The following is a 20,854-nucleotide window of genomic DNA, read 5'->3' as shown; positions in this document are numbered from 1 at the left end:
AAGAGATATGGACATAAAAAAACTGCCTTTCGAAATCGAAAGGCAGTTAGATATTTTTTAAGGATCATTTACTGAACGATACCTTCTCTTAGTTTTGCTACACTAGCAGAAATTTCATTCAATTGATCTTCTGTCATGCTACCATCTACTATTTTATCGTAGCTTGCTTTTAAACCAGTTAAATCAGCAATTAAAGAAGCAATATTAGCATCTTTAGCCTCTGGAGCTAACACATCTAGCAACTTCTCTAGAATTGCTTTCTGATCGAAAATTACTTTTACAATTTCAGGATTAGTAAAGGTATTTTCAGAAATGTGAGTTGCAATATAAAGCCCTTCGATGAAACTACCACTAACTACAAAAAGAGAAAGGTTTGCTTTACCATTTTTGTTTAAGAAAGCGTAAGTGTCATAAAATGAATTTGTGATAAGCTTAATAAGCTCTTCTTTATTATCCAAGTTCTTTTCAACATCGCTAACTAATGTCTCATTGAAAGCTGAAGTAATCTCCAGATTATCGATAATTTTTTTAGAAGCTTTAAGAAACAACATAGTCTCCTGCTTTCTGTGATATGTACTTGCATAACTTAGGTCAGCACTATAGATACCAAGATTTAAAGCTCTGGCTTTTTCTGTAAAATATTTATCTGCATTTTCAGTAGAATTTGAAATGCCTAAAATATAGTCAGCACCAATTCTATTCAACATTGAAGTCAATTCGAAGGTTGTTGGAAGTGGATAAACCACATCTTTTACCTCTTTAGCAATCGCTTTTTTAAGTAATGGCTTCTCTGTTTGTCCTTCACCTTTCTTTTTATCAACAGGCTTACACGCAACAAAATTCAAAGCAAAAACGGCAACCAAAAGAAATGTGATATAACGGCAATTAGTTAGTTTTTTCATGGATTTTTAATTTTTAAAATCTAAAATTCTAGTTTTTCAGGTCTAAATTTAACAAAAAGAGAGCGATTTACAAGCATGATTTATTCAATATCTTTCTCCTTATTCATAAGCCTTCCCAATCTTTTTAACATGTTGAAAATTATTCGGGTAAGCTCCATGCATGCCATCAAATTTCACAATACCGATTCGCCCTGCCAATCAAACAGATAAGAAAAACATTCACCTTCATTTATCTGCAAATAAAGAAAGTGACCCAATAGCACAAAGCTTCGAATCACTTTCAGAAAAACAAACTTGATTATAATTTTAAACAGGGTGTATTACTTGAAAAAACCCTTGTTTGTAGTTATTTCCAATAGGAATAGTAGCTTTTTCTAAATGAACCATATTTCCTTCTATCGATTTAATTTTCGATAAAGACACAATATACGATTTATGAATTCGATAAAATTTCTGCGAAGGCAACAAACGCTCTATTCCTTTCAAAGATTGATAAGTCACAACATGCCCATCGATCGTAAATATTTTCACGTAATCTCCCAAAGCCTCTACATATAGAATGGAATCAAGATTTATATTAATTGTTTTTTTATTTGCCTTAACAAAAATATATTCTCGCTCCTCTTTTTCTGCTTCTTGAGGCTCCGGAGTACCTTTCATTTTTTCCTCTGCTTTCTGAACCGATTGTAAAAAACGTTCAAACGAAAATGGCTTTTTAAGGTAATCCAATACATTCAGCTCATAACTCTCTAAAGCATATTCGGTATATGCCGTTGTTATTATCACCATTGGTGGATTTTTATATGTTTTTAAAAAATTAATTCCGCTTAAACGAGGCATATTGATATCTAGAAAAATCAGATCAACTTCATTTTCTTGTAAAACTTCCATCGCCTCAATTGCATCACTACACTTCCCTATCAATTCAAGACCTGGCAATTCTGAGACATATTTCTCCAAAACCCTTTGCGCCAAAGGCTCATCATCAACTATTAAACATTTCAACTTCATAAAGTTTAGTTTCTTTAGGATAAATCTATTTTCAATGAAACCTTAAACAGGTTGTCAACCTCTGCTATTTCAAGATTGTGTTTTTCAGGATACAACAATTCCAATCGACGAATTACATTTTTAATCCCTATTCCACTGTCCTTTTTGTCCTCTTGACTCCAATCTGACTCAGAACTGTTCTCTATCACCAGTTCAATTCGCTCTTTATCCTCAAAATTAAAGAGAATATTCACAAATCCATTATTCATTTTACCAAAAGCGCCATGCTTAAATGCATTTTCTATTAAAGGTTCAAACAATAAGGGTGCAATCATACTGCTATTAGCATTCCCTTTCACAGTCATCTGAACTGGAATTTTATCATCCAATCGGATTCTTTGCAAATCAAGATAATTATTGAGAAAATCCAATTCCTTCTCTAACAAAACAAAACGATCGTTGCAATCATATAAAATATATCTCATTAAGTCCGACAACTTTAATACCAAACTAGGTGCTTTATCCGACTTATCAAGTGTTAACGAATATATATTATTTAAGGTGTTGAATAAGAAATGTGGATTTATTTGTGCTTTAAGAGCCTTTAACTCAGCCTCCAATTTTTCTCTTTCAATATCCTTTAACTGAAATGATATTTTTTGGAGAACAAATAGCTCCCGCATCAAGGATAAAAAACTTGTTACCCCAACATATATAAAAGTGAAAAATGCAAAATTAAACCAGACAAAAAAGGTCAACTCTTGAAAATACTCTTCTCCCTGAACAAAGCTTTGCAAGGGATAAACCAGTAAGAAATCGATAAAAAAGGCAGCTATTGAAATTGTTATCAGAAGAGAAACACTATACAGAAAAAATCGTTGTTTTTTAAACAAACGTGGAATTAACACTAACAGATTAAAATAGACTGCAGCCGCAAAACAAAGATTAAAAATCAAAGTCATTAAAACAGGCTCTAATTTTACAATGTTTTTAAAACTACTTGCCACAAACATGGTAAATAACCAAAACGTTAACGCAAGTACCCAAAACAAAATATGATATGCGATTCTACTTCGAGATATTTTTTTTATGTTACTCATGAACTGACTTACTTCTAAATTATATAGGTAAAGTAGAAAAGAATTGAGATTCCTTAAAAATTATTCGTTGTCAGATGCAATTCTCCTGTTAAAAGCCAATAATCTTCCGATATCTTAATTGAGTAAAACGATCATTCTGTTTTGAGGTCTTTTATTGCTGTTGCAATATCATAGCCTATTCTAATTTAAATAAGAAAGAAGCTGTGATTGCTAAAGTCATTTTATTCTAGAATATCGATAGATAAATTTTAAATCTTGTAGGTTTTCATTCTAAAATTCAGAGAAACTATCAAAAAACCAGATTTCAATATCGCATTTCCAGAACATTGCCTGGCAAACACTAAAGGAACTGATAAAATAAAGAAAAAAAGCTAGTTACATTAAGAGAATGGAATCAAATAATTCATTGAATAAGACAACATTACATCGGCGAAAATCCCTGTGCAGATCGCGTTCAATTGGCTTAGCAGATAGAAACACCTCTGTCGATATATCGGAAATCGAAAAGGACTTCGTTTAAAGCATGAGCTCTTTTACCTTTTGAATTTTCTCCTCTAAAGGCATAAATCCATCTAACCAATGAATATTGGAGCCACTTCGTTCCATTTTTCGAAACCATGTCATTTGTCGCTTAGCAAATTGATGTATAGCAACTTCGAGTCTTGAAAACATCTCATCATAGGTTAAATCGCCAACCACATATTGCGTTAGAAATTTATATTCCAAGCCATAGTAAATTAAATCCTCTGGAGAAACACCTGATTTAATTAGTCCTTCAACCTCTTCCACCATTCCAGAATTTAATCTTTCCTTTAAACGCTGAGAGATTCTTTTTCTTCGATCTTCACGGTCGAATTTAATACCAATTAACAAGGGATTCAACTCCGGATAATCCATTTCAATTTGCGGATTGGATGCATAATATCTTTCGATCTCAATGGCACGAATCGCTCTCTTCTGCGTTTCTAAATCAGAGTTATTGTGCACTTCTTTATATGAACGCAAAATGACTCCTAACTCGTCCAATGACTTTGCCTCTAACTCGTCACGAAATTCTTGATCTTTTGGCACTGCAATTAACTTATATCCTTTTAAAGCCGCCTCCAAATACATTCCCGTTCCACCACAGACAACTGGCATTTTATTTTTAGCAGAAATCTGCTCAAAAGCCTTCACAAAATCTCTCTGAAACTCATAAACATTATACTTGTAACCCGCATCTGCAATATCGATTAAATGGTATGGAATTGGCATTCCATCAACAACATATTCCTCGATATCTTTTCCTGTGCCCAAATCCATACCTCTATAAATTTGGCGTGAATCGGCACTTATAATTTCGCCTTGAAATTCTTTTGCCAAATGTACAGCTAAGCTTGTTTTTCCTGTTGCGGTAGCTCCAAGTACGACTAATAAGTTATTTTGCATTTCGAGTAATTTTACAAGAATTCAGAGAAAACTAAATAAGATCAATTTTTCTTTATCCGGATAATGTTTATCTTACAATAAGACACAACTGCATGTGAACACACACAGCAAAATTACTTTAAGTTTTTTGAATTCACCAACAACTCCTTTTAATATGACAATTTATAGTACTTATAAACACCTATTTCAATTGTTTATTCAAGCCGGACAGGAATGGAAACAAATTGCCCAAGAAAGATATACACCCAAAGAAATTTTCATTCAACTTATACTGCCATTATTAGTAATAATGGGCACTTGCAATTTTTTAGGCTATCAACTCTTCGAGCAAAATCCTGCACAACACATTCAAATGCATTTATTTTCTGCTAGTGCAACCTTTCTATTTTCCATAGTATCCTTTTACATTTCAACACTGTTAATTGCAAAGTTTGCTCACTATGAAACGAAACAAGAACGATTCACTAAAGCTTTTACCTTAGTAGGATACTCCTTTGTTCCAGGAATTATATTTAACTCACTTGCATTTTTATTGCCTAGCATAAACTATCTAACCATCCTAGGTCTGTTTAGTTTTTTCATACTATACAAAGGAATTGGCCCTATGCTAAACATTCCCGAAGATAAAAAATCGGGTTATTTCACCTTTATCCTTATCGGACTTCTATCTGTTTATGCTGTTTTAGGAGCTTTCTTTATTGGCATTGCTAGCTATTTAGGATTTTAATAAAAAGTTCAAAATAAAATTCATCTAAAACATCCTGATATTTAAAAAGCTTGCTTAATTTTGATCTTAATCAAAATGAAGAAACAAAGACAATGAAATATCGCTCACAAACTATTATACATTCTTTTTCAAGGCTAATAAACCTATTCTTCATTCCCAAAAAGGAATGGAATGCAATTGCGCAAGAAGAAACATCAGTAAAGTCATTATTCCTTTATTTTGCAATACCTTTAATTGCGGCGTGTTCTATCATCTCATTTTTTGGTGTATTAATTCACACCAAAAGTATTGGCGTTAGTATTTCTCAGCTATTTGTTTCTTTTTTCTCTTTAATTGTTGGTCTTTTTTTCGCTGCTAAAATCATCATTTTATTGGCTCCAAATTTCCAACTCACAATAAAGCCATACATTATATTTCAACTGATCATTTATAGCGGTGCTGCATTCTGTGTTTTTCACGGAATAGCCAAGCTTTTTAGCCCTTATTCCTTTCTAAATCAGATATGTCTACTTTGCGAGCTGTATTTTATTCGAATTTTATGGATTGGAACAACACCTCTTCTACCTATAGCAGAAAATAAAAAACCAGGCTTCACTATAATGGCAAGCTTGTTGGTTTTAGTACTACCTTTAATATTCGATCGAATGTTTTCCATTCTATTCAAGCTACCAGTTACGATTTAAATTGTAAATTTGTGGGGAAATTAAGAATTTGCAATGCAGAAAATAAACATTAGAAATAAAAGAGCCAGCTTTGAATACGAATTCATTGAGACCTTTGTAGCAGGAATTCAACTATTTGGAACTGAAATTAAATCTATTCGAGCTGGAAAAGCAAGTTTAGCAGACTCCTTCTGCTATTTTGCCGGAAACGAGCTTTATGTGAAAGGCATGCATATTTCTGAATACAAATTTGGTTCGTATTACAACCACGAAGAAAAAAGAGAAAGAAAACTCCTATTAAATCGAAAGGAATTAGATAAAATGGATCGAAAAACCAAAGAAAGTGGTTTGACCATTGTTCCTTTAAAGATATTCCTTAATCCAAAAGGTTTTGCCAAAATGGAAATTGCTATTTGTCGAGGTAAAAAACACTACGACAAAAGAGAAAGTTTAAAGCAAAAAGACCACAAGAGAGAAATAGATCGCATGATGAAGAGATAGTTAGCTTAAGCGAATCTTTTTTTTCTAAAAAAACCGACAATTTCTTTTCAAATCTCCTTCTTTTTATCCTATATTTGCAGCCCGTTTCGAGAAAAAACGGCTCCATGTCATTTTAGGGTTTATTAACAGAAAACTAACAAGTTATCAACAGTGTTGATGAGTTGTTAATAACTTCCGAACACCCCTAATTACCGAACATACAATTGTTAATAACTATAAAACCCTGCCTTATTTGCTAATGCTATTAACAAGTAAAACAGGGTTGAATATGAACAGGTAAAAAGTTATCAACAATTAATAGTCAAAGGTACTTCCTCCTAAAAATTCTCTCATTAAGGATGTTGGTGGTATTTCCTCGTCGCTAATTGGTCGGAAATAGCTAAAAAACTTCAATAATCGATTCGCTTCCGAGTACTCAACCATGTTTGGCTGAATTTCTTTTAGAATTGGCTCTGCATGTCTTTTTAAAACCCCCAATTCATATGGTAAGGCTGAATTAAACATCGCATCTGCCTCCTCTTGATAAGGAAAAATATTTTTCTCTTCGCCTCTTCTCACACTAGGCCAACGACTAATTGTATCGTAGGCGCTATAATTTCGATATTTATGATCCCTCACTATTCGCCTGATCAAACGATTATCAGTAGATGGAATTCTGTTGTGTCCATCAATAGAAATAGAGGTTAGAGCAGAAATGTAAATTCTAAACTTAGAGTCATCAGCAATCAAAGGAGTCAATTTTGGATTCAATCCATGAATGCCTTCCACAACCAAGACTTGCTTTCCGTTTATTTTCAATTTTTCTCCATCGTAATACCGAGTGCCTGTTTCAAAAGAAAACTTTGGCAACTCAACTTCTTTTCCATTTAACAGATCAACTAAATTTTCATTAAACAGACGCACATCTAGAGCTTCTAATGCTTCAAAATCATACTCCCCATTTTCATCTTTAGGTGTATGTTCTCGATCTACAAAATAATTATCTAAGGATAGATTAACTGGACTTAAACCAGCTACCTTCAATTGGATTGCCAATCTTTTACCGAAGGTTGTTTTACCAGAAGATGATGGACCCGAAATTAGAATCAACTTTGTACGCTTTCTTCTTTTTCGAATACGATCTGCAATCTGAGAAATTTTCTTCTCATGTAAAGCCTCAGAAATCTTTATCAGCTCTGATATATTATCATTTTTTACGTAATTATTAAGATCACCAACATTCGAAATATTCAATACTTTACCCCAGCGCTTGTACTCACTAAACACTTTCAACATCTTCTCCTGAGGTATTACCTCCTCAAGAACAGAGGCATCTCTTCTGCCAGGTGTCACCAGCAGCATTCCTCTCGAAAAGGGCAGCAAATCAAAAACCTTAAGCGATCCTGTAGAAGGAATCAAAAATCCATAAAAATAATCGACACTATCTCCCAAGTGGTACACCGAAGTATACAAATTACCACGAGTTTTAAACAGGCTTGTTTTTTCTTTCAATCCCTGACTTTCAAATATTTCTATTGCCTTCTCAGTCTCCATCTCTTCTCGAACAAATGGTAAATCTTGCTCAATAATCTCATGCATTCTGTTCTTAATCGCGTCAATATCTGGCGGAGTTAAGATGATATTTTTATCTGTCAATCGGCAATACAAGCCATTTGAAATGGAATGTTCAACACGAAAACCAGCACCTGGATACAAATCATGAACAGCCTTATATAATAGAAAGCACAAAGATCGGACATACATTCTTCTGCCATCAGGGTGTGTTCCATCAACGAATGTTACATTTTTAGGTTTGTAAATTTCATAAGTCAATTCTTTCATCTTATTATTAACCATTGCACCCAAAATCTCACCTTTTTTTTCAAGAACGAGGTCTTTTAAAATGGTTTGCAAGTCTGTCCCAACCGGATAAGATCTCTTCTCTTTTATATCTTCGAAATAAATATCAATTAGTTTCCCCATAGAATTCTAAATTTACAATAGATCTAGTTATGATTAGATCATAATTTAAAGATAATAATAATGACTGGGCAATTTTACGCAAGCGGGTTAATTTTTGTTAAGCTTTTTTTGAAAACTATTCTAAAAATCTCCACCAAGCTATACAAACGACAAAAGATCCCCTATTGGAGATCTTTTGTTCACAATGAATATTATAATTTTATAATTCTTCCTTTAAAAATGCAGCAGTAAAAGATTTTTTGCATTTCAATAAATCCTCAGGCGTGCCTTCGAATAAAACATCACCACCATTTCGTCCACCTTCTTTTCCGATATCAATCACATGATCAGCAACTTTAATCACATCCATATTGTGTTCAATAACCAAGACTGTATTGCCTTTGTTTACCAAACGATCTAATACCTCAAGTAGAACTCGAATATCTTCAAAATGAAGACCAGTAGTGGGTTCATCAAGAATATACATGGTTTTACCCGTATCTCGTTTAGCAAGCTCAGTTGCTAGTTTTACACGTTGCGATTCGCCACCGGAAAGGGTCGTAGAGGGTTGACCAAGCGTAATATAGCCTAGACCAACTTCTTGTAAAACTTTAAGCTTAGGTAGAATATTCGGGATTTTTTCGAAGAATACAACGGCTTGATTGATGGTCATATCCAGAACATCACCGATAGATTTTCCTTTGTAACGCACCTCCAAAGTTTCGCGATTGTATCGTTTCCCGTTACATTCGTCGCAGTGGACATAAACATCTGGTAAGAAGTTCATCTCGATAGCACGAACACCAGCTCCCTGGCAAGTTTCACAACGTCCGCCTTTTACATTAAAGGAGAATCGTCCGGCCTTATAACCACGAATTTGTGATTCAGGTAATTTTTCGAACAGTTTACGAATATCACCAAAAACATTGGTATAGGTAGCGGGATTCGATCTAGGCGTTTTACCAAGTGGTGCTTGATTTACTTCAACAACTTTATCCACATTATCGATACCTTTAACCTTATCATATGCCAATGGATCTTTTACTGAGCGATAAAAATGTTGAGATAAGATTGGTTGCAGGGTACCATTAATTAAACTTGACTTACCACTCCCGGAAACACCTGTGACACAGATGAATTTGCCAAGTGGGAAGCTGACATCAACATTCTTAAGGTTATTCCCCTTACAGCCTGTAAGCTTTATCGTTTTGCCATTTCCTTTTCTTCTCGTTTCAGGAACTTCTATTTTTTTATCGCCATTCAAATAGTGAGCCGTTAAACTATCTCCCTTTAAGATATCATCAGGCAATCCAGCTGCAACAATTTCACCACCATGCTTACCTGCAAAAGGTCCCATATCCACCACGTAATCGGCAGATTCAATCATGTCCTTATCGTGTTCAACAACTACAACTGAGTTACCTGAATCGCGAAGCTGACGCAAGGACTGAATCAACTTTTGATTGTCGCGCTGATGCAGTCCAATACTTGGTTCATCGAGAATATAAAGTACGTTAACCAGTTGCGAACCAATTTGAGTTGCTAGTCGGATACGTTGAGACTCACCACCTGATAAACTGATTGAACTTCGGTTTAGAGATAAATATTCCAAGCCAACGTCGAGTAAGAAAGCCTAATCTAGATCTAATTTCTTTTAATATTTCCTTGGCAATTATTTGTTGTTTTTCATTTAGATGTTGTTCTAAATCACCAAACCATTCACTCAAAAGGCTTAAGTCCATTTGAGCAAGATCGGTAATGTTTTTATCGTGAATCTTAAAGTAAAGTGATTCCTTCTTAAGTCGTTGCCCTTCACAAGTAGGGCAAAGTGTATTTTTTATGAATTGTTCAGCCCACTTTTTCGCTTTTTTCGAAGTCGTGCTACTTTCCTGATTGGAAATATATTTTAAAACCCCATCGAAACTTAAGAAATAGTTTGATGAATTTCCCAAGGGCGTATTTTCCAATTTAAAGGTCTCACTCGAGCCATCAAGAATAATGCTCAATGCTTCATCAGGAATGCCTTTAATAGGTGTTTTTAAATCGAAATCGTACTTACGTGCGATGGCTTCAATTTGCCAAAAGATGAGGCTGTTTTTATATTTGCCGAGAGGAATAATGCCACCTGCATGTATACTGACGCTGTTGTCAGGAATAATTTTTTCAATATCGATAGCACTAATTCTTCCAAGGCCTTTACATTTTGGACAGGCACCATGTGGTGAGTTAAAAGAAAAACTGTGAGGTGCTGGCGTGTTGTATGAAAGTCCAGTGCTGGGACACATCAATAGACGACTGTAATATTTGACTTCGTCACTATCCTTATCCATAATCATGGTAATTCCCTTACCATGTTTCATAGCCATTTGAATAGATTCTTTTAGTCGCTTATCGCCAACTTCATCAACCACCAATTTGTCAATTAAAATTTCGATGGTGTGACTCTTATAACGATCGACTTTGAAGCCATGAAGCAATTCGACAATTTCGCCATCAACACGCGCATACAGGAAACCCTTTTTTCGAATTTGTTCAAAAAGTTCTTTATAGTGCCCTTTTCGTCCTTTCACAATAGGAGCAAGGATGTAAATTCGTTTTTCGTTGAATTTATTGTAGATGAGTTCAATAATTTGCTCATCGGTATACTTTACCATCTTTTCACCCGTCTCGTATGAATAGGCAACACTGGCTCTGGCATAAAGTAATCGAAGAAAATCGTAAAGCTCGGTTATGGTTCCTACGGTAGAACGTGGGTTTTTATTGGTCGTCTTCTGTTCGATGGCAATTACCGGACTCAATCCTGTAATCTTATCCACATCAGGTCGTTCCATGCCACCAAGAAATTGGCGCGCATAGGCTGAGAAAGTTTCGATATAGCGACGCTGACCTTCGGCATAAATGGTGTCGAAAGCCAATGAGGATTTTCCACTACCACTCAATCCGGTAATAACCGAAAGTTGGTTACGAGGAATACTAACATCAATATCTTTTAGGTTATGAACTCTGGCACCAAGAACATCAATGTTTTCGGTTTCTAACTGTCCTTCCTCTTTGCTATTTTTCTTCTTTGTGGTACTCAATTTACAATCTCCCTTTTACACCCTCGAAATACACTACTTTACAGTCGCAGAATCGGATGGTTTTTTGTATTCAGAAAACGCAAAATTAATATATCCTTTGGCAGGAAGTGTAATTTCATACTCTTTTTTATACTTATTTGTGAGATAGGGCTTTCTAAGCCAAGGATTAAAGAACTTTAGTATTTTGTAATTCACACCATTTTCTTTAGCAAAGCCAGCAAAGTTTTCAACCTTAGTATTCACCTTCACCTTACGAGTAGGTATATTTGGGTACAAATCACCGTCTCGAAAACGGAATCCAAAATCTTCCGAATTTTCCATGATCCTTTTAATTGCTAAAATTCGGAACACATACCTTCCCGTTTCCTCACCTAAAAGTAAATCGAAATAGGTTCCCGCATCCTGCAATTTCAATTGTTTATCGATAAATCTTCTTCCCGCATTATACGAAGCAGCAACTAATGTCCAACTTTTGTATTTTTTATAAGAATCCCTTAGGTACTTACATGCTGCATAGGTCGATTTTTCAATATTGTAACGCTCATCAACTTCTTTATTAACTTCTAGCTTGTAGTCTTTAGCAGTAGGTGCCATAAATTGCCAAAAACCTACAGCTCCGGCAGGAGAGACAACGGTTGGAATCAAGCCGCTTTCAATCAATGCCAAATACTTAAAATCATCAGGAATACCTTGTTCTTTTAATATGGGTTCGATAATCGGGAAATATCGATTGGCGCGTTTTAAAAATAATAAGGTCTGTGATTGCCAATAGGTATTCACCAATAACTCTCTGTCCAACGATTCTTTCACATCCCACCTTTCTAATGGAACCAGTTCGCCAGCAAAACGCATATCCAAAGGCGTTTTTAAGGCATAAACATTGTATTTACTCATGTACTCACTTCCAATATGATCCTTTGTGGGATCATCTACTTTGGAGTAATTAAACAACTGAGCTGTTACATAAATTCCTGCTAAAAAGACAAGTAAAATTCCGAATTTCTTTAATGAAGTATATATAGTCACGCTTGATTTTTTTAAATGGTTACCAAAAGTAAAAGATTCTACTCTATTTTTATCAAAAAAGTTCCCCTAATTCTGACATTTACGTCATAAAAAAACGCCTCTTCGTCAAGAATGATTCTAAATAAATATTTTTTCAAAATTAAGGCCTTTTATGAAGACATAAACGCAACATTTTCAGTTTGTTTCCGTTACTGAATAAATAAGCCATTGCATCGCAATTTATTAGTTGATTACTAACCCAGTACCAAAATCTTCAAGAATGAAAAACTACCTTCTGCTTTTCTTCTCTTTTTTGGCATTCGCATTATTTCCTTCATGCGATGGGGAAACAACAATAGACTTTCCTAAAGAGGTTATTCAACATCCCAATGTTTCAGATTCTTTGTTTAATATCCTTTTGGATGATGCCAAACTTTTGTGCCTCAATATTTATACAATTGAAGAAAGAAGAGAAATTAATAATATCGAAATTCTCGATTCACATCTAGGTCCAATTATAGCAGCTCTCCAAATGGTTCAAATGGACTCTTTGCTTCCTGCAGCAGCTGCAATTCGCGAATACGATATTCATACGCTATGTCCTATTCACTTGCACCAAGGAACACTAAAAGCTGACTCTACCAGCAAAAAAATAAAATCATGGCTACAAGATGGATATTCTGACAATGGTTTTCTTGATGACCTTATCTATGAATATAAGATTACAATAGATTCCCTTTCACCTACTTTATACAATTATCAAAGTGAGGTGGGAATAAATCATACAGCATTAGCTTCGGAACTAAAAAGGCTATCCTTTATTATTGACGCAAGAGCAACTTCCTGCATAGGCGATGGCTCACAAATTGAAATCATTGATTACACATCTGATTTTATCCACTTTATATTCAGCTATGGCTGGGGCGATTGTCCTTCCGGGTGCATTAAACGTCATTATTGGGAAATTGGCGTATATGGCTCAGGAATTGTTGAGATGATTGACCAATCGGGCGATAAATTGCCATAAAAAAAGCATTGCCCTAATCGCAATGCTTTTCAATATCTAAAATACTTTAAAAAACGCTTCGAATTTTTCTGGAGGTACAGAAACACAAATACGTGCATACTTTGCAGCTTCCTCTTTTTTATCCCTTGTAAAATAGCTCAAAGAAACACTTCCAATTCTTTTTTCTAGCAATTCTTCTTCAGATTTATTTACAATCACAAAAATCCCTACAGGTTCCGAATTCTTGTAAAATTCATTAGCCAATAAATTTTTATCACGCAAGTAGGCTATGTTTCTTTCAATTCCTTTTGCTGTAATTCGTTTAAAATCGTTTGTTGCTTTTTGTCCTTTCTCTGAACACAACAATTTTTCAACCAGAATCTGAGAAAATGCATTAATACCGTTTGTTGCGTACATTAAACGGATTCCCAATTCGTTATTAAAATCCTTATTTGGCGAATGCACAAAACCCAATCGCTGCCCACTTAATCCAAGTGATTTGCTAAAGCTTTCTACAACAATTACATTTTCAAATGCCAAAAGGTTCTGAAAAAACTCGTCTTCTTCACCGAAAAAGATTCTTCGATAAGGACAATCAACAATTACAATGGTCCCATTATCATTTAAAAGCTGAATATGTTTCAATAGTTCCCTATCAGCTTGCTTATTCCCTAAGGGATTATTTGGATCACAAATGATTACCGCAGAATTTTTATAAGCATCAAGGTTTTCTTCTATATATTTTAAATCTGTGTAAGTAGCCGAATTAATACCGCGAATCGTCATTACCTGCATGTACGATCCCCAATAATAATCAGGCAATACAATTTGATCTACTTGCAAGGTCTGAAACACAATATCAAGCGCCGACATTCCACCACCACAAATCGAAATATTTTCAGCATTGCTTCTATCTCCGAAATAATGCTTATTAATCGCCTTTCGCAATTCAATTTTACCTTGCGAAGGTGGATAAACCTGCATCTCATTGGTATTAAAATCGATTTCTTTTACCAGCTCATTTAAATCGATATTGCATACGGAGTTTACACCTCTATTCAGCAATAAAAAAGCTTCTCCTGTTTCTTTACTGATATTCTTAATTCGTTCGCCAATTCCAACTATTGCAGAATACTTTGCTCCACTTTTATTTATTTTCATTTATCCCCTCAGATTTTATTAAATACAATCATTGCAATTCTTTCTACTAGAACAACAAGATGGCAAATAAGCAAGCAATTATCAGATTAACAAATTTTTCTCTCTGCTGTGCAAAAGTCTTTTTTTAGTGGCGCCTTTTTTCTAAATTCACTCTCCTTCTAAAAAAGAAAAATATGCGCTATAATTTTGATGAGATTATCGAAAGAAAAAATACCGATTGTGTAAAATACGATAAACTAGAAAGCTATTTTGGAGCAAAAGATCTATTGCCTCTTTGGGTTGCTGATATGGATTTTAAAGTTCCACCTTGTATTTCTGAAGCAATTATTGAGAGGGCAAATCATGAAATATATGGCTACACTTTTCGTGGAGATTCTTGCATTAAAAGCATTCAAAATTGGCTAAAAACAAGACATGATTGGGCAATTCCTAAAGATTGGATTTCATCGAGTCCTGGTGTTGTAACAGGTCTTTCTATTTTATTGATGAGTTTGACCAATGAAGGTGATCAGATTGCGATTCAATCGCCCGTTTACCATCCATTTGCACAAGTTATTAATGATACCAAACGCAAATTGGTTGTAAATCCTCTTCGTCTTACTGATGAAGGCTATCAGATGGATTTTGAACAACTGGAAGAACTAGCAAAAAATGGATTAACTGCACTTGTCTTAAGTAATCCGCACAATCCGGTTGGTCGAGTATTTACAAAAGAAGAGTTAGTTCAATTAGGTAATTTAGCAAACACCTACGATTTCCTAATCATTTCTGATGAAATTCATCAAGATTTAATTTACGAAGGTTACAAGCACATCCCTTTGGCTTCCTTATCGGATGAATTGGCGCAAAGAACAATTACTTGCATTGCTCCTTCGAAAACATTTAATGTTGCTGGATTAGCAAGTTCTGTTATCATCATTCCAAATGCTAAATTGAAACAAAAGTTTGAAACTTTACTTTCTTCTTTGCATTTGAATTCTGGCAATTTATTTGGACATACTGCCATGCAAGCTGGTTACGAAGACGGTGCAGAATGGCTCGATCAGTTAATGGATTACCTAAAAGGAAATGTTGATTTTCTACGTTCGTATTTAAAAGAAAACATTCCAACTATTAAACTAATAGAACCTGAAGCTACCTATTTACTTTGGCTCGATTGCAGATCTCTAAATATCGACACCGAAAAACTAAATAAACTATTAATACAAAAAGCTGGTTTGGCATTAAACAAAGGAACCACCTTTGGCAATGACGGAGAAGGCTTCCTTCGCATAAATATCGGTTGTCCGAGATCTGTTCTTGAAAAAGCTCTTGAGAAGATTAAGTTGATTGTTGATGAACTTTAAGAATATCAAGTTTTTCACATCTGGTTCACCTGCAGTGTCAACTCTTGTTTGCTAACTAAAATCTCGTACATTTGCGCGACAAACACACTACACAATGAACTGGAAAAAACCTTGGTTTCAGTTTACGATACTATTAATACTTGCTTTTGTATGGGGGTCATCCTTTATTCTTATGAAGATTGGATTGAAAAGCTTTACAAATGATCAAGCGGCTGGTATCAGAATGTTGTTGGCATCACTCGTTCTTTTGCCATATTCCATAAAGAATTTAAAGTATCTAAAAAAGAAAGATCTTAAAAGTTTGTTAGTAGCTGGGTTCATTGGAAGTTTTATCCCAGCCTTTTTATTTACAAAGGCACAAACTCAAATCGATAGTGCATTGGCAGGAATGCTAAATTCAATGACACCAATATTCACTTTGGTGATTGGAATGATTTTCTACAAAACAAAATTAAAATGGCTCCAAGTATCCGGTTTGGTTTTAGGATTATTTGGTGCAATTGGCCTGATTACCTCTGGACAAGATCTTTCCTTTGGAAACATTAATAGTTACGCTTTACTTATCGTACTAGCCACCGTCTTTTACGGGATAAATATTAATGTAGTAAAAGCACGTTTATCGCATTTAAGTGGTGTTCAAATAACCTCCTTAGCATTCTTTTTTACAGGTCCAGCTGCATTAATTTATTTGCTGACAACCGATTTTCAACCCGTTTTGGCATCACCAAATTGGCACATTCACTTTTTAGCATTGTGCGCTTTGGGAATAATCGGAACAGCCTTTGCCATGCTGTTAATGAACAGTTTAATTCGTCATATTTCTGCTGTATATGCCTCATCGGTAACTTATATCATTCCCGTATTTGCCATTTTTTGGGGAGTGCTTGATGGTGAGAAAATAAATATCCTGCACATAACCTGTATGGTACTTATCCTATTGGGTGTTTATCTGATTAATCGAAAAAAATAAACCTAAAAGCGCTTAGTCGAATTTCAATTTTAGGCTAATTCTCACTTTTGAGGCTACAGCATCGCCTCCTGATTCGGCTGGATACCAATCTCCCGAATCGAATAGTAAACGTTCTATTTCTTTCACTAAAATGGCATCTGGCTTACCTCTAAATTTGATGTCTTTTAACGCACCATAAGGCTCAACAACGAAAGTGAATTTCACTTTGTGTATGCCATTTAGATGCCTAAAATCAGCATCCATTAATTCTTTAACAAGGTAGTCTTCAAATTTATCAACAGAAGCAAATTGATTTGGCTTTGCCTTTTCCCAAGATGTGTTTCCACGTTCCGTTTTGCTTGTACTTATTCCATATCCAACAACTACAACCTCATCCATGCTTTGCTGGTTCGTTTCTAAAATAACCAACAAAGATGAATCAGTTAAAGCATTTATCTCTTTCGATTCAAAACCAATAAAAGATGCCACTAATCTATAATCTTCACTAGTATCAGAAGCCTTCAATTTAAATTGCCCATCCACATCAGTAACAACGCCATTGGCAGTTCCTTTTACAACTATACTAACCCCAGGAATTGGCATAGCATCCTCATCTACTACTTTGCCAGATATTATTTTATCGTCTTGTATCAATCTACTTGCATAAGATTTCTTCGCAGATTTTTGCCTTATTGCCTTCTGAACTTCTACTCCTGCAACTTGTCCTTCCAAAGTTTTTTGAATACTTTCTTCAGCTGTTTTAAATGTCTTTTTGTACTTTTTATTTGCTATCGTTAACTGCTCAATAGGCGCAATTGGTATAACTCTCTCAATCTTTTCTTCTGGGATAGTTTGATCATCTAGTTCTTCATCTTCGCTAATAACCATCAGCTCCTCTTCTATGATTTCATCGGCATCAGAAATTTCCATGTCCAATTCCTCTTCAACCATTTCCATTATATCCACATATTCCGAGTCGTGCTTTATTATTTCAGGCTCGGTAACTGACTTTTCTACTTTCGGCACCAAGTCTTCCATTTGAGCACTTATCATTTCATCTTGTGCAGAATATTGACTCAAATAGTAAAGTACAGAACTTAAACCAAGCAATATTATAACACTTGCAGCATAAGGAAGCCAAAAAGGAATTCTACGCTTCTTTTCTTTTGTTCGAGCATGAATTAAACTATTTAAATCAGTCATATCTTTTTCAAACTCCGCTGCATCAAGTTTCGATAAACCATCAAAAGCCTCACTTTCGAAAGAATCTTGCATGATCTTTTTTTCAAAGGCATGCTTTTCCTTCTTCTCTAGCTTATTGCTGAAGTAGTCTATAAAGTTTCGATATGTCAATCTTCCTTTAAACTTCATGTTCCTTTTCTAGTTGCTCCAAACAAATTTTCAAATTGCGTTTTCCATTCTGTATGTAGCTTTTCACTTTTTTCTCTGCAATATTTAATTCATCAGCAATATCACCATAGCTCTTTTCCTGATAGTAAAATAACTGCACACACTCCTGCTGTTCCTTTTTCAAGCGATCCAGGCAATGTTTCAAATTTTCTTGCAAAGAAGAATTCAAGTCCTCATCTATAGGATGCAACAATTCTGTCGATTCCATATTCTGATCTGCTGAAAATTTTTCAAACCTGTTCTTATTGGCTTTTTCTCTTCGAATTTCCATCAGGCAATAATTCTTAGTCACTACAAACAACCAAGACTTAAAGTTCAGTATTTCAAATTTAGGGATTTCAGTAATCAAACGTTCAAAAATCTGCGTAACAGCATCTTTTGCCTCATCTCTATTTTTTAGATATTTCAATGCTACGCCATATACCAGATGCATGTATCTCCCAAATAATTCTCCAAGAACATCCAAATCACCATCCGCCAAATAATCCAACAGCAACTGTTGATCATTCTTATTTTTTAGATTTTTTTTAGATCGGAACATTTAGAAATTTCTCTTTAAAAACAATGGATTAACACTTGCTAGTTAACAAAAAAGAAAAAAAGATGAAAACTTTTTATGGAATTTGTTTTTCGCTTGCATCCTAAAGGTAAAGACAGACAAATTAATAAGTACTAAAAAAGATAAACCATGAAAACAAAAGCATTATTTCTTAGCATCGTAGGTATACTAATTGGTTGTAATTTATTCGCAAACATCATTTCCGGAACTGTATATGATGATAGTAAAATGCCTTTACCCGGCGTAAGTATCATTAATAAAGGAACCATAAAAGGTGTCGTTACTGATTTCGATGGGAAATACAGTATCGATACAGAAAAAGGAGATATACTGGTCTATTCATTTGTTGGTATGATAACGCAAGAAATCAAAATAAAAGATCAATCTATTATCAATGTTGTTCTTAAATCATCTCAAATTGGCATGGATGAAGTGATAGTAGTCGGATACGGAAAGAGGTATAAAAGAGCAAAAAAGAATAAATCTGTAGCTTCTCATTTACAAGGACAGGTGGCAGGTGTCTATGCAATACAAGATTGCGATATGGAAATAGAAATGGATATGGATGTATCATATTGCTATCCTATCAATAAAGAATTCAATACCGAAGGATATTCTACAATTCGTGAAAACGGATATAAGAATGCTGTTAAAAGTCCACTTTCTACTTTTTCGATTGATGTAGATGCTGCTTCTTACAGTAATGTTCGTCGTTTTTTAACAGATGGAAGAAAACCGCCCGTTGATGCTGTTCGTATTGAAGAAATGATCAACTACTTTAATTACGATTATGCGCAACCCGAAGGAGAGCATCCATTTTCGATCAATCATGAAGTAGCCGAATGTCCTTGGAACTCAGAAAACCTACTGCTTCACATTGGCTTGCAAGGGAAAAAAGTTTTGAATGAAAACTTACCCGCTTCTAACCTAGTTTTCCTTTTGGATGTTTCCGGATCAATGGATTCTTCAAATAAACTGCCATTGTTGAAAAAAGCATTCAAACTATTGGTAAATCAATTACGAGAAGATGATAAAGTGGCGATAGTTGTTTATGCAGGGAATTCAGGCTTGGTGCTTCCATCTACAACTGGAAACAGAAAGAAAGACATTTTAGAAGCTTTAAACAGATTAAATGCTGGCGGATCTACTGCAGGAGCATCAGGTTTAAAATTGGCCTATAAAGTTGCCCGAGAAAATTTTATTGATGGCGGCAACAATCGAATCATAATGGCAACGGATGGTGATTTTAACGTAGGACAATCGAGTAATGCCGAATTGGAACGATTGATTGAAAAAGAGCGTGAGCACGGAACATTTATATCGGTACTTGGCTTTGGAATGGGAAATTACAAAGACGATAAAATGGAGATTATTGCTGATAAAGGAAATGGTAATTATGCCTATATCGATAATATTCTTGAAGCCAAAAAAGTATTGGTTAATGAATTTGGTGGTACTTTATTTACAATTGCTAAAGATGTGAAAATACAAATTGAATTCAACCCAGCTATTGTTGCTGAATACCGATTGGTTGGATATGAGAATAGGTTGTTAGCTAATGAAGATTTTGCAAACGACAAAAAGGATGCTGGCGAATTGGGATCTGGTCATAGTGTTACGGCAATTTATGAAGTAAAGCTAAACGAAAACAATAAAAAGCAAAATCAGGAATTAAAATACCAGAACACAAGTTTAAATACGAAGGCTTACAATAAAGATGAAATTGCGACCGTAAAATTCCGCTACAAAAAGCCTACAGGTAAAAAAAGCACACTTATCGAACAGATCATTCCAAATAGCTTAATGGCTAAAAATGAATTGTCGAACAACTACAAATTCTCGGCTGCCGTTGCAGGCTTTGGCTTGATTCTTAGGGAATCCAAATTTAAAGGAAACTGCTCTTACGATATGTTAATTAATTTGGCACAACAATCTAAAGGGGAAGATAAAGAAGGATACAGAAGTGAATTTATTCGCTTAATGAAACTGGCAAATCATCTATAGAATAAACACAAAGAGGCACTTATTAAGTGTCTCTTTCTCTCAAATGTTAGGATATAGTTTCTATTCATCGGATATTTTGTAAT

18 protein-coding genes are annotated in these 20,854 nt (G+C 34.8%); 7 read left to right on the top strand and 11 right to left on the bottom strand.

Translation table 11 applies throughout. The features are described 5' to 3' along the window. Positions 1-68 precede the first annotated feature (68 nt). The 4 genes from L3049_RS11935 to miaA all read right to left on the bottom strand — a co-directional run bounded on the left by L3049_RS11935 (position 69) and on the right by miaA (position 4,420). The gene (locus L3049_RS11935) at positions 69-902 is read right to left on the bottom strand and encodes a hypothetical protein (RefSeq protein WP_275110048.1); all 834 of its coding nucleotides are present in this window, start codon (positions 900-902) and stop codon (positions 69-71) included. Between the two features lie 306 nt (positions 903-1,208). Beyond that, positions 1,209-1,907, bottom strand: coding sequence for a LytR/AlgR family response regulator transcription factor (locus tag L3049_RS11930; RefSeq protein WP_275110047.1), 699 nt, complete (start codon positions 1,905-1,907; stop codon positions 1,209-1,211). Between the two features lie 20 nt (positions 1,908-1,927). Beyond that, positions 1,928-2,992 (bottom strand): sensor histidine kinase, encoded by a 1,065-nt coding sequence (locus L3049_RS11925; protein ID WP_275110046.1) that lies wholly within the window; start codon positions 2,990-2,992, stop codon positions 1,928-1,930. Between the two features lie 516 nt (positions 2,993-3,508). Beyond that, positions 3,509-4,420, bottom strand: a complete 912-nt coding sequence (gene miaA / locus L3049_RS11920) for a tRNA (adenosine(37)-N6)-dimethylallyltransferase MiaA (RefSeq protein ID WP_275110045.1) — start codon at positions 4,418-4,420, stop codon at positions 3,509-3,511. Between the two features lie 154 nt (positions 4,421-4,574). Here miaA and L3049_RS11915 point away from each other — a divergent pair, with 154 nt between their 5' ends. The 3 genes from L3049_RS11915 to smpB all read left to right on the top strand — a co-directional run bounded on the left by L3049_RS11915 (position 4,575) and on the right by smpB (position 6,310). Then, on the top strand, positions 4,575-5,147 hold the full coding sequence (locus L3049_RS11915) for a Yip1 family protein (protein ID WP_275110044.1): 573 nt from the start codon (positions 4,575-4,577) through the stop codon (positions 5,145-5,147). Between the two features lie 92 nt (positions 5,148-5,239). Beyond that, entirely contained in the window at positions 5,240-5,830 is a 591-nt protein-coding gene (locus L3049_RS11910) for a YIP1 family protein (RefSeq protein WP_275110043.1), read from the top strand. A 33-nt stretch (positions 5,831-5,863) separates the two neighbouring features. After that, positions 5,864-6,310, top strand: a complete 447-nt coding sequence (gene smpB, locus L3049_RS11905; protein ID WP_275110042.1) for an SsrA-binding protein — start codon at positions 5,864-5,866, stop codon at positions 6,308-6,310. 294 nt (positions 6,311-6,604) lie between these two features. Here smpB and L3049_RS11900 read toward each other — a convergent pair whose 3' ends face one another. The 4 genes from L3049_RS11900 to L3049_RS11890 all read right to left on the bottom strand — a co-directional run bounded on the left by L3049_RS11900 (position 6,605) and on the right by L3049_RS11890 (position 12,357). Next, a complete protein-coding gene (locus tag L3049_RS11900; RefSeq protein ID WP_275110041.1) occupies positions 6,605-8,272 on the bottom strand; it encodes a nucleoside kinase in 1,668 nt (555 codons plus the stop codon). A 199-nt stretch (positions 8,273-8,471) separates the two neighbouring features. Next, positions 8,472-9,863, bottom strand: a complete 1,392-nt coding sequence (gene uvrA / locus L3049_RS21650) for an excinuclease ABC subunit UvrA (RefSeq protein ID WP_425440817.1) — start codon at positions 9,861-9,863, stop codon at positions 8,472-8,474. Beyond that, on the bottom strand, positions 9,814-11,331 hold the full coding sequence (locus L3049_RS21645) for an excinuclease ABC subunit UvrA (RefSeq protein ID WP_425440816.1): 1,518 nt from the start codon (positions 11,329-11,331) through the stop codon (positions 9,814-9,816). The genes uvrA and L3049_RS21645 overlap by 50 nt, the downstream gene beginning before the upstream one ends. A 33-nt stretch (positions 11,332-11,364) precedes the next feature. Then, positions 11,365-12,357, bottom strand: a complete 993-nt coding sequence (locus L3049_RS11890) for a lytic transglycosylase domain-containing protein (protein ID WP_275110040.1) — start codon at positions 12,355-12,357, stop codon at positions 11,365-11,367. A gap of 259 nt (positions 12,358-12,616) precedes the next feature. On the opposite strand from L3049_RS11890, the gene L3049_RS11885 reads away from it, so the two are divergent. Next, positions 12,617-13,363, top strand: a complete 747-nt coding sequence (locus L3049_RS11885) for a hypothetical protein (protein WP_275110039.1) — start codon at positions 12,617-12,619, stop codon at positions 13,361-13,363. Between the two features lie 36 nt (positions 13,364-13,399). On the opposite strand, the gene L3049_RS11880 is transcribed toward L3049_RS11885, so the two are convergent. Continuing rightward, positions 13,400-14,503, bottom strand: coding sequence for a pyridoxal phosphate-dependent aminotransferase (locus tag L3049_RS11880; protein WP_275110038.1), 1,104 nt, complete (start codon positions 14,501-14,503; stop codon positions 13,400-13,402). 173 nt (positions 14,504-14,676) lie between these two features. Here L3049_RS11880 and L3049_RS11875 point away from each other — a divergent pair, with 173 nt between their 5' ends. Both L3049_RS11875 and L3049_RS11870 read left to right on the top strand, forming a co-directional pair. Then, entirely contained in the window at positions 14,677-15,849 is a 1,173-nt protein-coding gene (locus L3049_RS11875) for a MalY/PatB family protein (RefSeq protein ID WP_275110037.1), read from the top strand. Positions 15,850-15,943: 94 nt separating this feature from the next. Continuing rightward, on the top strand, positions 15,944-16,819 hold the full coding sequence (locus L3049_RS11870) for a DMT family transporter (protein ID WP_275110036.1): 876 nt from the start codon (positions 15,944-15,946) through the stop codon (positions 16,817-16,819). A 12-nt stretch (positions 16,820-16,831) separates the two neighbouring features. Here the strand turns inward: L3049_RS11870 and L3049_RS11865 are convergent, their stop codons facing one another. After that, complete coding sequence (locus L3049_RS11865) at positions 16,832-18,169, bottom strand: carboxypeptidase-like regulatory domain-containing protein (protein WP_275110035.1); 1,338 nt, start codon at positions 18,167-18,169, stop codon at positions 16,832-16,834. Beyond that, positions 18,159-18,749, bottom strand: a complete 591-nt coding sequence (locus L3049_RS11860) for an RNA polymerase sigma factor (protein ID WP_275110034.1) — start codon at positions 18,747-18,749, stop codon at positions 18,159-18,161. Before L3049_RS11860 ends, L3049_RS11865 begins: the two co-directional genes overlap by 11 nt. 147 nt (positions 18,750-18,896) lie before the next feature. Between L3049_RS11860 and L3049_RS11855 the strand changes: the two genes are divergently transcribed. Then, positions 18,897-20,771, top strand: a complete 1,875-nt coding sequence (locus L3049_RS11855; protein ID WP_275110033.1) for a vWA domain-containing protein — start codon at positions 18,897-18,899, stop codon at positions 20,769-20,771. Positions 20,772-20,854 lie beyond the last annotated feature (83 nt).

The organism is Labilibaculum sp. DW002 (assembly GCF_029029525.1).
Taxonomy (GTDB): domain Bacteria; phylum Bacteroidota; class Bacteroidia; order Bacteroidales; family Marinifilaceae; genus Paralabilibaculum; species Paralabilibaculum antarcticum.
Note: the sequence above shows the minus strand (reverse complement) of the source record. Positions and strands in the feature narration are given on the sequence as shown.

Excerpts from the sequence above, each read along its gene's own strand:
- L3049_RS11935 (WP_275110048.1), bottom strand. The coding sequence starts at position 902 with ATGAAAAAACTAACTAATTGCCGTTATATCACATTTCTTTTGGTTGCC.
- L3049_RS11925 (WP_275110046.1), bottom strand. The coding sequence starts at position 2,992 with ATGAGTAACATAAAAAAAATATCTCGAAGTAGAATCGCATATCATATT.
- miaA (WP_275110045.1), bottom strand. The coding sequence starts at position 4,420 with ATGCAAAATAACTTATTAGTCGTACTTGGAGCTACCGCAACAGGAAAA.
- L3049_RS11915 (WP_275110044.1), top strand. The coding sequence starts at position 4,575 with ATGACAATTTATAGTACTTATAAACACCTATTTCAATTGTTTATTCAA.
- L3049_RS11910 (WP_275110043.1), top strand. The coding sequence starts at position 5,240 with ATGAAATATCGCTCACAAACTATTATACATTCTTTTTCAAGGCTAATA.
- smpB (WP_275110042.1), top strand. The coding sequence starts at position 5,864 with ATGCAGAAAATAAACATTAGAAATAAAAGAGCCAGCTTTGAATACGAA.
- L3049_RS11900 (WP_275110041.1), bottom strand. The coding sequence starts at position 8,272 with ATGGGGAAACTAATTGATATTTATTTCGAAGATATAAAAGAGAAGAGA.
- L3049_RS11885 (WP_275110039.1), top strand. The coding sequence starts at position 12,617 with ATGAAAAACTACCTTCTGCTTTTCTTCTCTTTTTTGGCATTCGCATTA.
- L3049_RS11880 (WP_275110038.1), bottom strand. The coding sequence starts at position 14,503 with ATGAAAATAAATAAAAGTGGAGCAAAGTATTCTGCAATAGTTGGAATT.
- L3049_RS11875 (WP_275110037.1), top strand. The coding sequence starts at position 14,677 with ATGCGCTATAATTTTGATGAGATTATCGAAAGAAAAAATACCGATTGT.
- L3049_RS11870 (WP_275110036.1), top strand. The coding sequence starts at position 15,944 with ATGAACTGGAAAAAACCTTGGTTTCAGTTTACGATACTATTAATACTT.
- L3049_RS11865 (WP_275110035.1), bottom strand. The coding sequence starts at position 18,169 with ATGAAGTTTAAAGGAAGATTGACATATCGAAACTTTATAGACTACTTC.
- L3049_RS11860 (WP_275110034.1), bottom strand. The coding sequence starts at position 18,749 with ATGTTCCGATCTAAAAAAAATCTAAAAAATAAGAATGATCAACAGTTG.
- L3049_RS11855 (WP_275110033.1), top strand. The coding sequence starts at position 18,897 with ATGAAAACAAAAGCATTATTTCTTAGCATCGTAGGTATACTAATTGGT.